Source organism: Streptomyces purpurascens, from assembly GCF_045040895.1.
Lineage (GTDB): Bacteria > Actinomycetota > Actinomycetes > Streptomycetales > Streptomycetaceae > Streptomyces > Streptomyces purpurascens.
This window is the reverse complement of record NZ_CP108341.1, coordinates 3,820,255-3,835,450: the sequence shown is the minus strand read 5'-3', so window position 1 is coordinate 3,835,450 and position 15,196 is coordinate 3,820,255. Positions and strand designations below refer to the sequence as shown.

General features: G+C 72.2%; 10 protein-coding genes. 5 read left to right on the top strand and 5 right to left on the bottom strand.

What is annotated here, in order from left to right; all coding sequences use genetic code 11:
* Window positions 1-8: 8 nt before the first annotated feature.
* From OHU35_RS17285 to OHU35_RS17275, 3 genes are all read left to right on the top strand, one after another.
* Window positions 9-2,798: an SUKH-4 family immunity protein gene (locus tag OHU35_RS17285; RefSeq protein WP_189726790.1), complete on the top strand. Its 2,790-nt coding sequence runs from the start codon at window positions 9-11 to the stop codon at window positions 2,796-2,798.
* Window positions 2,799-2,945: 147 nt separating this feature from the next.
* On the top strand, window positions 2,946-3,407 hold the full coding sequence (locus OHU35_RS17280) for a carboxymuconolactone decarboxylase family protein (protein WP_189726789.1): 462 nt from the start codon (window positions 2,946-2,948) through the stop codon (window positions 3,405-3,407).
* Between the two features lie 144 nt (window positions 3,408-3,551).
* Complete coding sequence (locus OHU35_RS17275; RefSeq protein WP_189726788.1) at window positions 3,552-4,436, top strand: cellulose-binding protein; 885 nt, start codon at window positions 3,552-3,554, stop codon at window positions 4,434-4,436.
* Window positions 4,437-4,556: 120 nt separating this feature from the next.
* Here OHU35_RS17275 and OHU35_RS17270 read toward each other — a convergent pair whose 3' ends face one another.
* From OHU35_RS17270 to OHU35_RS17250, 5 genes are all read right to left on the bottom strand, one after another.
* Complete coding sequence (locus OHU35_RS17270) at window positions 4,557-6,170, bottom strand: cation acetate symporter (RefSeq protein WP_189726787.1); 1,614 nt, start codon at window positions 6,168-6,170, stop codon at window positions 4,557-4,559.
* Entirely contained in the window at window positions 6,167-6,601 is a 435-nt protein-coding gene (locus tag OHU35_RS17265) for a DUF485 domain-containing protein (RefSeq protein ID WP_189726786.1), read from the bottom strand. The genes OHU35_RS17270 and OHU35_RS17265 overlap by 4 nt, the downstream gene beginning before the upstream one ends.
* A gap of 191 nt (window positions 6,602-6,792) precedes the next feature.
* On the bottom strand, window positions 6,793-9,174 hold the full coding sequence (locus OHU35_RS17260) for a hypothetical protein (protein ID WP_189726785.1): 2,382 nt from the start codon (window positions 9,172-9,174) through the stop codon (window positions 6,793-6,795).
* Between the two features lie 81 nt (window positions 9,175-9,255).
* On the bottom strand, window positions 9,256-9,762 hold the full coding sequence (locus OHU35_RS17255) for a GNAT family N-acetyltransferase (protein ID WP_189726784.1): 507 nt from the start codon (window positions 9,760-9,762) through the stop codon (window positions 9,256-9,258).
* 20 nt (window positions 9,763-9,782) lie between these two features.
* The gene (locus OHU35_RS17250) at window positions 9,783-11,276 is read right to left on the bottom strand and encodes an MFS transporter (RefSeq protein ID WP_189726783.1); all 1,494 of its coding nucleotides are present in this window, start codon (window positions 11,274-11,276) and stop codon (window positions 9,783-9,785) included.
* A gap of 497 nt (window positions 11,277-11,773) precedes the next feature.
* On the opposite strand from OHU35_RS17250, the gene OHU35_RS17245 reads away from it, so the two are divergent.
* Window positions 11,774-12,562, top strand: a complete 789-nt coding sequence (locus tag OHU35_RS17245; RefSeq protein WP_189726782.1) for an ABC transporter ATP-binding protein — start codon at window positions 11,774-11,776, stop codon at window positions 12,560-12,562.
* Window positions 12,559-15,138: an ABC transporter permease gene (locus OHU35_RS17240; RefSeq protein WP_405505850.1), complete on the top strand. Its 2,580-nt coding sequence runs from the start codon at window positions 12,559-12,561 to the stop codon at window positions 15,136-15,138. Before OHU35_RS17245 ends, OHU35_RS17240 begins: the two co-directional genes overlap by 4 nt.
* Window positions 15,139-15,196: the final 58 nt, after the last annotated feature.

The following is a 15,196-nucleotide window of genomic DNA, read 5'->3' as shown; positions in this document are numbered from 1 at the left end:
CTTCGGCGATGGTGACCTTCGCTCAGGCGCAGGAGCGCGCGGAAGAGTGGATCAACGGCGACCTGCCGTCGTACCAGCATCGTGAGGTGCGGGTGCGGGAGTTCGACCTCGGGTTCGTGGTGTGGGCCGAGGACCGCGCGGACGGGCCCCGCTCGGACGGGGGCGCGCAGCGGTTGGTGATCGCCCGGGACAGCGGTGAGGCGACGCTGTGGCCCGGGCTGCCGGTGGGTGAGGTGATCCGGCGGTACGAGGAGGAGTACGGCCGTCCGGACGCGGTGGACGAGCCGGCGCCGGCGCCGCCCGCGCGGGTGGATCTGAACCAGACGTCCTTCCTGCTGACTCCGCCGGAGTGGTTGCAGGACGCGGCGGACAAGCTGGGGATTCCGGATCGGCGGGGGGCCGGGGCGGGTTCTGCCTCCGAGCCGGCTGCTCCTGCTTCTGCTTCTGCTTCCGCGTCTGCTTCCGGTTCCGCTGCGGCCGGTGATTCCGCCTCCGGGAGCGGGGCGTCGTGGCCGGCCGCCGGGGGGAGCGACTCGGACGCCTCCGGTGCTCCGGAGGGTCCGGTGGCTCCGGCCGCGCCTGCCGGGGCGACGCCCTGGGCCGGTACGGACACCAACGGCGATGGCGGTGACGACCGTTCCGTGCCGCTGCCCGCGACGGTCTTCGCGCCACCGCTGAGCGAGGCCGACGACAGCGCACCGCCGCCCGCGACGGCATCCGATGCCAAGACGGCGCTGATCTCGGGCGGGAGCCAGCTTCCGCGGACGGCGGTCACGCCGGCGGTGGACGGACCTCCGGCGGATGTGCCGAACGCCCAGGGTGCCGGGACTCCGGCTGGTCCGGGGTACGGCTACCCGGGTGGGCCGGGCGCCGCTCCCGGTGTGCCGGGTACGCCGCCCCAGGGTGTGCCGGGTACGCCGCCCGGTGGGGTGCCGCAGGGCAGTACGCCTCCGCCCGTGCCGGGCGGGCAGCCGTACGGCTATCCGCAGCCGCCGGCCGGGCCGGGTGCGCCCGAGCGGCCGCTCGCGCCGAACGCCGGGGACATCGCCGACGCCGCGACCAGCAAGGCGACTCCGCCGCCGGGCCGTGGGCGGGGCACGGGTCCGACCACGCCGCCTCCGCCGGGCGCACCGGGTACGCCGGGTGCGCGGCCGGGCGATACGCCTCCGCCGTCGGGGCCCGGTGCGCCGGGGACTCCGGCGGGCGGGTATGTGCCTACGCAGATGGTGTCGGCGCTTGGTCCTGAGGGGCCTGGGGGTCCCGCGGGTCCTGGGGCTCCCGGGGGTTCCTCGGGGGCGGGGGTTCCGGCGGGCCCGGGTGCGCCGCTGCCTCCGCAGCAGCCGCCGGGGCCTCCTGGTGCGCCGGGTGTTCCTGGTGCGCCGCAGCCTCCTGGTGCCCCCGGTGGTACGCCCCCGGGTGGTGTCCACCATGCCGCCACGATGCTTGCCGATCCCGGTCGGACGGGCCCGGGCGCGCCTCAGCCGCCGGGGCCTCCTGGTGCGCCGGGTGTTCCTGGCGCGCCCCAGCCTCCGGGTGCCCCGCATCCGCCCGGTGCTCCCGGGGCTCCCGGTGCTCCTGGCGTCCCGGGTGCGCCCGGGGCCGGTGCGGGCCCCGTGCACCATGCCGAGACCATGCTGGCCTCGCCCCCGGCGGGCGGCCCCGGCGTGCCTCCGCCGCCGCAGGCTCCCGGCGCACCACCCGCCGCGCCGCCGATGCCGCCCGGTGCGATGCCGGGTGCGGTGCCGCCCGGTGCCGTGCCGCCGCCCGGTCAGCCCGTCCCCGGGCCGCCGCCGGCGTACGGCTATCCGCAGCCGCCCGCCGGGCAGCCGACGGTCGGTCCCGGCTACCAGGCCGTGTTGCGCTACCGCGCGCAGGACGGTTCCGAGCAGCAGCTGATCCGGCGTTCGGCGCCGGGTACGCCGCACCCGGAGTGGCAGATCTTCCACGAGCTGCGGGCCATGAACGTGCCTCCGGACCAGGTGCTGGAGCTGCACACCGAGCTGGAGTCGTGCGAGCTGCCGGGTGCGTACTGCGCCCGGATGATCCGGGAGCAGTGGCCGCAGGCGCGGATCACGAGCATCGCGCCGTACGGCACGGACCACGCGAGCCGGCAGCAGGGCATGCAGCAGCTGCTGGCCCACCAGGGCGAGTTGCACCAGGTGGCGGACGGCCCGGCGCGTCCGGCTCCGGTGCGTGCTCCGCTGCCGCCGGTGCAGGCGGCTCCGCCGGTCCCGCCGGAGGCCATCGCGCAGGAGCTTGGGGCGGCGTTCGGGCCGGGTGTGTTCCGGTTCGAGCAGGCCGCGGTGTCCCGGCAGGGGGTGCCGCCGGTCGTGGCGCACACGCTGGTGGCGGCCGGTCTGCCGATGGACATGGGCCCGTTCTTCTGGGCGCAGGCGCAGCCGGGCCGGCCCGTTCCGACGCTGGCGGAGCTGGCGGCCGAGCGCGGTGTGCAGCCGGCCTCGGACGCGGGTTCCTATCTGGTGATGGGCAGCGACTTCGGCAAGGCGATCTGCGTGCAGTACGGCACGGCCAACATCGTCGCCGTGCCGGTGGAGGCGGGGCCGGGCGGGGCGCCCGTGCCGCCGCAGTTCGTGAACACCGGGCTGCCGGAGTTCGCGCGCTGTCTGGCGCTGCTCGGGCGGATGTGGCGGCTGCGGTTCGGGCTGAACCAGGAGCAGGCGGGCCGCTGGACCGTCGACTTCCAGGCCCAGCTGGCCGCGCTCGACCCGGCGGCACTGGGGTCGCCGGAGAGCTGGTGGTCGGTGCTGCTGGAGCAGATGTGGGACGGACTGCTGTGACACCTCGCCGCTGACGTGCGAGAAGAAGCCGGGCCCGGTCGTACGACCGGGCCCGGCTTCTTCGTGCCCGGCCGGCTGTCACATCTCCGCGCGCTGCTCCGTCAGTGCGGTGACAGCGACGCACCACCGACACAGGAGGCAGAGATCATGCAGGCACGGATGACGAACCCGGCGTACGTCCTTCCCGGCGCGATGAAGGGCATCGGCGGCATCTTCCAGGCGATCGGGGAGGGCGGCCTGCGGCAGGAGCTGGCGGAGATCGTCGGGCTGCGCACCAGCCAGATCAACGGCTGTGGCGCCTGCGTGCACGGGCACACCGTCAACCTCCGCAAGGCCGGGGTGAGCGAGGAGCGGATCAGTGCCGTCGCGGCCTGGCGTCACGCGCCCTTCTTCTCGGACGCCGAGCGTGCGGCGCTGAAGCTGACGGAGGCGGTCACCCGGCTCGCGGACCTCTCGGAGGAGCCGGTTCCGGACGCCCTGTGGGACGAGGTGGCCGATCACTTCGACGAGAAGGAGCTCTCCGGGCTGATTCTCACGGTCTCGCTCACGAACATGTTCAACCGCATCAACACGACCATCCAGGAGCCCGTCGGCACCACGTGGGGCTGACGGCCGTACGGTCCGGTCGTGGGCCCGTGACCTCTGTGCGGAGTGTCGCGTTATGAACACTTCTGCCTGATCCACCAAGATGTGCGCGAAATCATCCCGTTTCTTGTGCGGCTTCGCGTCGGTGAGGTGGAGAGGGGTTCCAGGATGAGCAGCGCGTCGGTGTCGCCGCACGGCTTCGTGGTCGGGCGGGGGCGTGGCTACCGTCCCGAGCAGGTGGACAGATACGCCGAGGCCGTCTCCCAGAATCGTGACGCGGCCTGGGAGCGGGCCGCCCGGCTGACGGTGCTGGCCCGGCAGATGGACGCGGAGCTGGCGCTGCTGCGGGAGACCGTGGCGGGGCTCGCCCCGCAGGACTACGAGTCTCTCGGAGAGGGGGCGCGGCGGCTCTTCCGACTCGGCCAGGAGGAGGCCGCGGCCGTCCGGGACAGGGCGCGGGAGGAGGCGCGGCGACTGGTGGAGGAGGCGCAGGCTTCCGCCGCCGAGCTGTGCGAGTCCGCGCAGGCGCAGGCCGACGCCGTACGCGCCGACGCCGACGAACGTGCCCGGCAGCGGCTGCTCGTGGCGAGCGCCGAGGCCGACGAGATCCGTGTCTCGGTCCGTTGCGGGGCGAAGGAACAGCGGGGTGAGGCGCTGGCCGCGCTGCGGGAGATGCGGCAGCGCTCCTCCGGGATGCTCGCCGAGCGGGACAAGGAGCGCGCCGAGCGGTGGGCGGAGGTGGAGCGCGAGGAGGCGGACCGGGCGGCGGAGCTGGACGCGCGGCACGCGGAGGCGGTGGCCCGCGCCGAGCGGGCCCTGTCCGAGGCGGAGCAGGCCCTCGCCGACGCCGAGGAATCGGCCCGGGCCCGGCAGGAAGAGGCGCAGGAGCGTGCGGCGGAGCTGGTCGCCCAGGCCCGGGAACACGCGGACTGCGTCGAGGAGGAGACGGAGCGGCTCCTGCGCGCGCACGCGGAGCAGGGCGAGGACGTGCGGGCCCACATCGACCGCGTGCACGCCAGCCTGGCGGCGTGGGCGGGGCCGACGGGGGAGTGACATCGGCCGTCGTGCGTGGGCGGCGGCCGACGGCCGATGTCCGTGGTCGTATGAGGGTGACGCCCCGAACCGCCGCTCGTGCGCGAGGCTGACGGGGCGTCGTACCCGTGTCGTTCCCGGTCAGCGGTTCCTTCGTACCGCGCCGGCGAGGATCCAGCCCTCCACCGCCTCGTACTGGTGGCGTTGTTCCTCCGACTTGCGGCGGCCGGAGGCCATCGTGCCCAGCCAGCCGCAGGCGAAGCCCAGGGGTATGGAGAGCAGGCCCGTGGTGGTGAACGGGAACCAGTTGAAGTCGGCGTCGGGGAAGGCCGAGACGGGTGAGCCGGAGACCAGGTTGGTGCCCGGCATCAGCAGCAGGACGGCCAGCGAGCCGCCGATGAGGGTGCTGAGCAGGCCCGTCCGGGTGTAGCGGCGCCAGAAGAGGCTGTAGACCAGCGCGGGCGCGATGGCCGAGGCGCCCAGGCAGAAGGACAGCGTCACCAGGGGCTGCAGGCTGTGGTGCTGGACGAGCGTGGCCAGCAGGATCGCCGGGATGCCCACCGCCAGCGCCGAGAGCCGGGCCAGTGTCATCTCGCGGCGCGGTGACATCTCCTGCACCCGGGCCGCGAACACGTCGTGCGCGAGGGAGTTGGCGCAGGCGAGGATCATGCCGGCGACGGAGGCGAGCAGGGTGAGGAAGACGGCCGTGGTGACGGTCGTGAACAGGAATGTCTCCGCCGTCGACACCTCCGCGCCGAACGCGGCCTTCGAACCCAGCAGATAGGCCGTGTTGCCCTGCGGGTCGACCTGCGCGATGGCCGCGCGGCCGACCAGCGCGGTCGCGCCGAAGCCGATGACCGTGATGACGAGCACGAACAGGGCCACGCCCGACACCGCCCAGGACATCGAACGCCGCACCTGCCGGGCGCTGGAGGCGGTGTACATGCGCATGGTGACGTGCGGCAGGACGCCACCGCCGAGGACCACCGTCAGTTGCGAGGTGATCATGTCCAGGCCGGGGCTGGTGCCTCCCGCGAACTGCAGGCCCGAGGAGAGGAACGCCGAGCCCACGCCGCTGTTGTCGGCGGCCGCGCCGAACAGGGCCCCTGGGTCCCAGTCGAACCGGTTCAGGATCAGCAGCGCGACCACCATGCCCGAACCGAGCAGCATCACGATCTTCAGGATCTGGATGAGGGCGGTGCCCTTCATGCCGCCGATCGCCGCGTAACTGATCATCAGCGCGCCCACGCCGATGATGCAGCCCGTCTGCATCGACTCGCCGGAGAAGCCGAGGATGAACGCCATCAGCTGCCCGGTCCCGGCCAGCTGCACCAGCATCAGCGGCAGCAGCGCCGCCAGTGTCACCGCACAGGCCGCGATCCGTACACCGCGTCCCGGCATACGGCGGGTCAGGGCGTCGCCCATGGTGAACCGGCCCGCGTTGCGCAGCGGTTCCGCCAGCAGGAACATCAGCAGCATCAGCGACAGGGCCGTGCTCATGGCCAGTACGGTGCCGTCGTAGCCGAAGAGGGCGATCACGCCGCCGGTGCCGAGGACGGTCGCGGCGGAGATGTAGTCGCCGGCGATCGCCAGGCCGTTGCGCATGGGGGAAAGGGAGCTGTAGCCGGTGTAGAACTCGTCGAGGTCGTCCCGGTCCGGGCCCGTCATCACGCACAGCAGCAGGGTGATCGTGGCCACCGATGTGAAGCCCACCAGGGACATGGCCTGGGCATTGCCGCTGAACTCGCTGATCACCGTGCGCCCTCCCGCTTGGCGTCCAGCTCGGCCTGCTTGCGTATCCGGTCCGCGATGGGGTCGACGCGGCGGCGGGCCGTCTGCTCGTACAGGGCGATGGCCAGCCACGTCACGGGGACCTGGATGAGCGCGAGCAGCAGGCCGGTGGGCAGGCCGTCGGTGACGGTGCTCGTCATGAACGACGGTGCGAACGCCGACAGGATGAGGAACAGGGTGAAGTAGCCGAGCGCCGTGAGCGTGGCCACGCGTCGCTGCCAGCGGTAGGCGCTGCGCAGGACCCGCAGGTCGCTGTGGTGCCCGAGCGCGGTGTGGCGTTGGGGGCGCCGCTCGGGCGCTTCGGGCAGCTGCTGTGGCTGCCAGGGGTAGGTGTCGTAGGAGGGCGAGGATTCGGGTGGTGGGTACGGATAGGACGGTGACGGGTCGAAGGACATCCCGTACTCCTTGCGAGGGTTGGATCCGGTGCGGCGGGCCGCAGGGAGGTGGGGGGCGGGAGCCACGCACGTTACTTCGCAGTACCGGGGCAGCGCGAGGGTTTCGCCAAACTGATCAGTCGGTATGCGCTTACCTTTCCGACCTCGGGTGTTACCCCCGTTAACTCAGGTTCTCGAGCCTGCTCGGCGGGCTACCTGAGATGGATCAGCGCCACGGACGCCGGCACCTCGGAGTGATCGTCGAGCATCGCGCCGAACGCCAGCCGCCGGTCGATCCGGCGCCGAACCGAACTCTCCGCGCGGACCGTGAAGTCGACCCCGATCCGCCCTCCGGCCGGGACACGTATACGGGTCTCCTCCCGGCCCTGCTCCGTCCGCACGGTCCACCCGCCGCCCACCGGCTGTGCCGCGACCGTGACCTGGCGTGCGGTGGCGCCGAAGTTGTAGACGTCGACGGTCATCCGCGTACGGCGGCCGAGGCGATAGCCGTGCGGTGGTGGCGCGTCCCCGTCGTCCTTGCCGGGGGCGGCGTCCCGGGCGGAGAAGCGCTGGGCGAGGACGATGTGTTCGGCGGGGGAGAGGCGGGCCCTCGGGCGGGTGGTGGCCGGCGGAGGGGGCGGGTCCGCAGGGGTGGCGATGTAGAGGGGGTCGCGTGAGGCGGTCACCGGCCGGCCGGTGGGGAGGCGGTGGCCCATCATGTCGTAGGCCGTCCCCGTCACATACCGGTCCAGGCGCACGGGCCGATCCGCCCACACCACCGTGACCCGCTCGCCGCGCCCGCTGTCGAAGGCGAAGCCCCGCACTCCGTCCGGCAGCCGGGGCGAGGGGCCGGTGAAGTGTGCCGCGCCGAGCAGCGAGGTGAGGGCCGCGAACGCGCTGTAGGCGGGCAGGGGCCGGAAGTCGCGGTCGAGCAGGCCGAAGTAGACGCCGTCGTCGTGCAGCGGCGGGCCGGCGAACCAGAACTGCCGGTCGTTCCCCGCCGCCAGGCCCTCCACCGTCGAGAGCACCACGTACCGGGCCTGCGCGATCTCCTGCCCGGGCGTCAGGTCCTCGCCCGGCCGGGCCTTCTGGAACGCGCCGCACTCCGTCATCCACAGCGGTACGTCCGCCTGATGCCGGCGTGCCAGCTCGTGCTGTTCGTCCGCGGCGCCCGGGAAGCTCGGTTCGCCCGGTTCGGTGGGGTCCGGGTAGCCGTGGAAGGCCCATACGTCGGCGTACCGCACCACGTCGTTGGCGAGCATCACGTCCTGGAAGGGGCCGGTCTGCGCGATGCCCGGCAGGACGACCAGGCAGGGCTCGGGCGCCGCGTCCTTGATGCCGAGCGCGGCGGCCTTCACGAACGCGGCGTGGGCGTCGCCGGTGCCGCTGGTGGTGTCGACGTCGGGTTCGTTCGACAACTGGAGGGCCTCGGGGGCGGCAGCGGCCAGGCGGCGGGCGTAGCGGTAGGCGTGCCTGAGGTCCGCCGGGAGCGGCAGCGAGGCGTCGGTCATGGCCCACTCGGGAGCGGGGGAGAGCACATCGAGGACGGCCAGGCCGTGAGCGCGCAGGGTGCGGGTGCGGCGGTCGTGCTGTGCCGTGTCGTACCCGCCGGGTTCCGGTTCGGCCGCGGGCCAGGACTGGCCGTCCCGCACCCAGCCGGCTCCCATGTCCCGCAGGGCGGCGGCGAAGTCCGCGAGGCGGGACGGCGGGACGAGGGAGGACGCCCAGACGTTCACGCCGAAGCGGCTGGTGGGGCCGGTGACGGCGGGCCGGGCCGGCAGCCGCGCGAACCGGCCTGTCACGCTGTCCGCCCTCACGAGGTAGTGCCCCGGGGGCAGATCGGGGAGCGTGACCGTCGCGCTCGTGTCACCGGCGGCGATGGTGGCCTGGCCGGTGGCCGCTTGGCGGCCGTGGTGGTCGCTGACGGCGTACCGCACGCGGTACGCGTGCGTGGTGTGCCCGTCGAGGGCCAGGCGCAGCAGGGCCGGCTCGCCCGCGCGGTGCCGGGGAACCGACAGTTCGCGCAGGGCCGGGTGCCCCTCCAGAGGGCGCAGGGTGAAGCGGTCCAGGGTCAGCACGTACGCGGTCGTGTCGTCGACGACGGTCGGTTCGGTGACGCGGAAGGTGAGCGTGTCGGTGCCGCCCCGCAGTTCGATCACGCCCAGGTCCAGGACGGACAGGTCGCCCCAGGCCGGCGGCGACTCGTACCAGTGCGGTTGCGAGCGGGCGATCTCCGTGAACGGGCCGTCGTTCACGGACAGGTGCGGGTAGGAGGCGACGGCTTCCGTGTGCGGCGTCTCGACCGGTGCCGTGGCCACGGCGGTCAGCGCGTACACCCCGGCCCGCGGGACGTGCACGGTGTACGTCGCGTACCAGCCGGTCCGGGCCGGGGGTTTCTCGGTCGTCCATAACCCCAGATATCGCCCGCCGGAGGCCCTGCGGTCCCGGCGGACGGGGATGTTCGTCCGCGCCGCGGCCTCGCCCTGCACCGTCACTGTCACCGTCGTGGGCGTGGCCGCCGAGGCGGTGGCACCGCTTGCCGCCACCACCGCTCCGAGTCCCGCCGCCATCGCCGTGCGCCTGTTGCAGTCCATGCGACCAGCAGACACGCACCGCCCACCGCCGCGCGTCACCCGCACGAGTGCCCGGCCCCGGAAACGGGTCGGGGTCGCGCCCTAGGGGCTGTCGGGGGTGGTGCCGAGGTGGCGGAGTACGTAGCGGACTCCCGGGCGGCCGCCCACGGTTGTCTCCTCCACCCGCGTGAAGCCGCTACGGGCCAGGACTTTCATGGAGGCCGGGTTGTCCAGCGTCGTGACCGCGGTGAGGGACGTCAGTCCGTAGTCGGTGGCGGCCAGGCGGCACACCTGTGCGACGGCCGCCTTCGCCACGCCACGGCCCGCCGCCTGTTCGCCGATGCGGTAGCCGAGTTCGGCGCTGCCGTCGACCAGATCCATCAGATTCACCCGGCCTATCAGGTTCCCCTCCTCCAGGACGACATGGAAGCGGCACACGCGCGCGTGCTGCTCCGCCAGGAGCGAGCGGTGGCGTTCGGCGAACCCCGCCGCCGTGAAGTAGGCGTCCCCGCGGTCCGGCACCGTGCGGGCGAAGTACGCGCGGTTCTCCCGCTCGAAGGCCAGCAGCGCGTCCGCGTGATCGGCGCGCAGTGGTTCCAAGGTCAGCATGGGCGGGAGGATACGGACGCTCAGTCCTTGAGCACCGGGAATTTCCGGGGCGCGAGGAACAGCAGCACCAGGAACGCCAGTGCCGCCGCGCACGAGGCGCCCAGATAGACGGCGTGCACCGCGTCGGCGATCGCCCGCCGGGTCGCCTCGGGCGCGCTGCCCGAGTCGAGTGCCCGGGTCACCGAGTCGAGGTCGCTCGCCCCGCCGAGCCTCGCGGCCAGCACCCCGTTGGCGACCGCGCCGAAGAGAGCCGCGCCGATCGTCTGCCCTGTCTGGCGGCAGAACAGCACGGACGCGGTCGTCGTACCGCGCTCCGCCCAGCCCACCGTCGACTGCACCCCGACGATGAGCGGCAACTGGAACAGGCCCAGCGCGGCGCCGAGCAGCAGCATCAGCAGCGTCGGCTGCCAGGCCTGCCCCGGGTAGGGGAGGAAGGGGAACGCGAACAGGATCAGCGCCGCCGCGCCGATGCCCAGCATCGCGGTGTTGCGGAAGCCGATCCTGCGGTACACGTGCTGGCTCAGCGCCGCCGATATGGGCCAGCTCAACGTCCATACGGAGAGCACGAATCCGGCGGCCATGGGCGCCAGGCCCAGCACGCCCTGGGCGTAGGTGGGCAGGAACACCGTCGGCGCCACCATCAGCAGGCCCAGCGCGCCCAGGGCCAGATTGACCGCGGCGATCGTGCGGCGCCGCCACACCCAGCCCGGGATGATCGGCTCCGCCGCCCGCCGCTCCACCAGCACCACCACCGCGACCAGGGCGAGCCCCGTACCGAACAGGGCGAGCGAGGGCGCCGACAGCCACGGCCACGCCACTCCGCCCTGCACCAGGGCCGCGAGCAGGACACCGCCGCAGGCGAACACCGCGAGCGCGCCCACCCAGTCCACGCGCGCGTGCGCACCGGTTTCCCGCTCCGGCTCGTGCAGATGACGCACGATCAGCCACAACGCGACCGCGCCGATCGGCAGGTTGACCAGGAAGATCCACCGCCAGTCCGCGTACGCGGCGAGCACCCCGCCCAGACCCGGCCCGGCGACCGCGGACACCGCCCACACTGTGGAGAGCTTCGACTGGATCTTGGGGCGGTCCTTCAGCGGGTACAGGTCGGCCGCGAGCGTCTGCACCGTGCCCTGGAGCGCGCCGCCGCCCAGGCCCTGCACGACGCGGAAGGCGATGAGCGCTTCCATGTTCCAGGCCAGCGCGCACAGCAGGGAGCCGAGGAGGAAGACCACCGAGCCCACGACGAGGACCGGTTTGCGGCCGAAGGTGTCGGAGAGCTTGCCGTAGACGGGCAGGGTGACGGTCACGGCCAGCAGGTAGCCGGAGAACAGCCAGGAGAAGACGGAGAATCCGCCGAGGTCGCCGACGATCTGCGGCACGGCGGTCGAGACGATGGTGGAGTCGAGCGCCGCCAGCGCCATCGAGAGCATCAGCGCGGCGACGACGGCTCCGCGCCGGCCGGTCGTCGCGGGAGGTGCTGCCTCACGTGCCGCGGAACTGGTGCTGCCCACCCCGGGTGCCTCCCCCTCGCGCCTGCCTGCCCCTTGCACCTATCTACCGAAGGACAGCTTCCCACTTGGCCCGCCCGTCGCCCGACCGCCACCCCTCAACGACGCGCTTCGCGCGACCCCGGTCTGATTCAAGTCGCGGGAGGGTGGAGCCTGAATGGGCCGCGGGGTGGAGTCGACCCTGAGACGGACTCCACCCTTCGGTGGACTGCCCCTAGGGGTACCTCCGTACTACGACCTGGGGAGGGTTCGTACCGGCGGAGGACGAGACGCACAGGGGTCCGTCCTTAACCTGGCTTTACGCCGTCGGGGGGCGGCTGCGCACACCGGCGGGGGTGGGGTTTTCCACAGGAAAAGACTGCGCTGAACACCAGGGCGCGGGACCCCTCCCCGCCGCGAGACTGAAACGCGTCGGACGGGTTGCGTCGTCCGGCCTCACCCAGCGGCTGTCGACCAGGCGACCGTCTTCACCATCTGCTGACCGATATAGGAGACATACCGTGACATCGGCTGTAACCATTCCCAGGCACGGGGGTACTGGCGGGCGTACGGCCGTTGCCGCGAGGGCGCGGCAGGTCGTGAAGGCGTACGGATCCGGTGAGACCCGAGTCGTCGCCCTCGACCACGTCGACGTGGACATCGCACGCGGCCAGTTCACCGCGATCATGGGCCCCTCGGGGTCCGGCAAGTCCACGCTCATGCACTGCCTCGCCGGGCTCGACACCGTCACCGGCGGGCAGATCTACCTCGACGAGACCGAGATCACCGGACTGAAGGACAAGAAGCTCACGCAACTGCGCCGGGACCGGATCGGATTCATCTTCCAGGCGTTCAACCTGCTGCCGACGCTGAACGCGATAGAGAACATCACGCTGCCCATGGACATCGCCGGGCGCAAGCCGGACAAGGAGTGGCTCGGGCGGGTCGTGGAGACCGTCGGGCTCTCCGATCGTCTCAAGCACCGGCCCACCCAGCTCTCCGGCGGCCAGCAGCAGCGCGTCGCCGTGGCCCGGGCGCTGGCCGCCCGGCCCGAGATCATCTTCGGGGACGAGCCGACCGGAAACCTCGACTCGCGCGCCGGCGCCGAGGTGCTCGGCTTCCTGCGCCGCTCCGTCGACGAGCTGGGCCAGACCATCGTGATGGTCACCCACGACCCCGTCGCCGCCAGTTACGCGGACCGCGTCCTGTACCTCGCCGACGGCCGGATCGTCGACGAGATGTACAAGCCGACCGCGGACGCCGTCCTCGACCGCATGAAGGACTTCGACGCCCGGGGGCGCACGTCATGACCGTCATGAAGACCTCGATGCGCAACTTCCTCGCGCACAAGGGCCGCATGGCGCTGTCGGCGATCGCCGTCCTGCTGTCGGTTGCCTTCGTCTGCGGGACGCTCGTCTTCACGGACACCATGTCCACCACGTTCGACAAGCTCTTCGCGGCCACCTCCTCGGACGTGACGGTGAGCCCCAAGGGCGCCTCCGACAGCGGTGAGACGACCGCCGACAACGGCAAGCCGCCGGTCATGCCGGCCTCCGTGCTCGCCGAGGTCCGCAAGGCCGACGGCGTGAAGTCCGCCGAGGGCACGGTGTTCTCCACCTCGGTGACCGTCGTCGACGCCGACAAGGCCAACCTGTCGCCCTCCAGCGGCGCCCCGACCATCGTCGGCGGCTGGAACAGCAACGAAGCCCGCACCATGAAGATCACCTCCGGTGCGGCACCCAGGAGCGCCGACCAGATCATGGTCGACGCCGACACCGCCGACAAGCACGGGCTGAAGCTCGGCGACCCGATCGGCGTGATCAGCGCGACGGGCACCCACACCGCGAAGATCTCCGGCATCGCCGACTTCACCGTCACCAACCCCGGTGCCGCGATCTTCTACCTCGACACGAAGACCGCCCAGCAGACCCTGATCGGCGAGAGCGGCGTCTACACCAACGTCAACGTCACCGCGGCCGCCGGCGTCAGCGACGCGCAGCTGAAGAAGAACGTCTCGTCCGCGCTCGGCGGCGACTTCCAGGTGAAGACCGCCAAGGAGACCGCCGACGCCAACCAGAAGGACGTCGCGGGCTTCATGAACGTCATGAAGTACGCGATGCTCGGCTTCGCCGGGATCGCCTTCCTCGTCGGCATCTTCCTGATCATCAACACCTTCTCCATGCTGGTCGCCCAGCGCACCAGGGAGATCGGCCTGATGCGGGCGATCGGCTCCTCCCGCAAGCAGGTCAACCGCTCCGTGCTGGCCGAGGCGCTGCTGCTCGGCGTCGTCGGCTCGCTGCTGGGCGTGGCAGCGGGCGTCGGCCTCGCGATCGGCCTGATGAAGATCATGGGCCAGATGGGCATGGAACTGTCCACCGACGACCTCACGGTGGCCTGGACGACCCCGGTGGTCGGCCTGGTCCTCGGCGTGATCGTCACCGTCCTGGCCGCCTACCTGCCCGCCCGGCGCGCCGGCAAGATCTCCCCGATGGCCGCGCTGCGCGACGCCGGCGCCCCGGCGGACGCCAAGGCCGGCTGGATCCGCGCCGCGATCGGCACCGTCCTCACCGGCGGCGGCGCCGTCGGCCTGTATCTGGCGACGGCGGCCGACCAGGCCAAGGAGGGCTCGCTGTGGCTCGGCCTCGGCGTGGTGCTGTCGCTGATCGGCTTCGTGGTCATCGGCCCGCTGCTCGCCGGCGCTGTGGTCCGTGTCCTCGGCGCCGTCCTGCTGCGCATGTTCGGCCCCGTGGGCCGCATGGCCGAGCGCAACGCCCTGCGCAACCCGCGCCGCACCGGCGCGACGGGCGCCGCGCTGATGATCGGCCTCGCCCTGGTGGCGTGCCTGTCCGTGGTCGGCTCCTCCATGGTGGCGTCCGCCACCGACCAGCTCGACAAGACCGTCGGCACGGACTTCATCATCCAGTCCGACAGCGGCCAGCTGATCACCTCGCAGGCGGTCAAGGCCGCGAAGTCCGCGTCGGACGTGGAGCGGGTCACCGAGTACAAGTGGACCCAGGCCGACTTCACCACCCCCGACGGCAAGACGCTCAAGGACACGGCGATCACGGCCGCCGACCCCTCGTACGCGACCGACCTGCGCACCGAGACGGTCGCCGGCGAGCTCCCCGACGCCTACAAGCCCGACTCGATGTCCGTCCACGAGAAGTTCGCCAAGGACCACGGCATCAGCCTCGGCTCCAAGGTCTCCGTGGCCTTCAAGGACGGCCGTACGGCCGACCTGACGGTCCGGGCGATCACCAGCAGTGACGTCGTGATCGACGCGGGCGCGATGTACACGTCCATCTCGACCATGGCCAAGTACGTCCCGGCCGACAAGATGCCGCTGGACTCGCTGCTCTTCGTCAGCGCCAAGGACGGGCAGCAGGACGCCGCCTACACCTCCCTGAAGTCGGCCATGCACGACTACCCGCAGTACACCGTGCGCGACCAGACCGACTACAAGGAAGCCCTGAAGGACCAGATCGGCCAGCTGCTCAACATGATCTACGGCCTGCTGGCCCTGGCGATCATCGTCGCCATCCTGGGCGTCGTGAACACCCTGGCCCTGTCGGTGGTGGAGCGCACCAGGGAGATCGGCCTGATGCGGGCGATCGGCCTGTCCCGCCGCCAGCTGCGCCGCATGATCCGTATGGAGTCCGTCGTCATCGCCCTCTTCGGCGCCCTCCTGGGCCTCGGGCTTGGCATGGGCTGGGGCGCCACCGCGCAGCAGCTGCTCGCGCTGGAGGGCCTGATGGTCCTGGAGATCCCCTGGCCGACGATCATCGGCGTCTTCGTCAGCTCGGCCTTCGTGGGCCTGTTCGCGGCACTGATCCCGGCGTTCCGGGCGGGCCGGATGAACGTCCTGAACGCGATCGCGACGGAGTAGCCGGTCTCAGGGAACCACCGCACACGGGGGTTGCGGGGGACGGTCCCGCCCCGGAGGT

Excerpts from the sequence above, each read along its gene's own strand:
- OHU35_RS17260 (WP_189726785.1), bottom strand. The coding sequence starts at position 9,174 with ATGGACTGCAACAGGCGCACGGCGATGGCGGCGGGACTCGGAGCGGTG.
- OHU35_RS17285 (WP_189726790.1), top strand. The coding sequence starts at position 9 with ATGGTGACCTTCGCTCAGGCGCAGGAGCGCGCGGAAGAGTGGATCAAC.
- OHU35_RS17240 (WP_405505850.1), top strand. The coding sequence starts at position 12,559 with ATGACCGTCATGAAGACCTCGATGCGCAACTTCCTCGCGCACAAGGGC.
- OHU35_RS17275 (WP_189726788.1), top strand. The coding sequence starts at position 3,552 with ATGAGCAGCGCGTCGGTGTCGCCGCACGGCTTCGTGGTCGGGCGGGGG.
- OHU35_RS17265 (WP_189726786.1), bottom strand. The coding sequence starts at position 6,601 with ATGTCCTTCGACCCGTCACCGTCCTATCCGTACCCACCACCCGAATCC.
- OHU35_RS17255 (WP_189726784.1), bottom strand. The coding sequence starts at position 9,762 with ATGCTGACCTTGGAACCACTGCGCGCCGATCACGCGGACGCGCTGCTG.
- OHU35_RS17280 (WP_189726789.1), top strand. The coding sequence starts at position 2,946 with ATGCAGGCACGGATGACGAACCCGGCGTACGTCCTTCCCGGCGCGATG.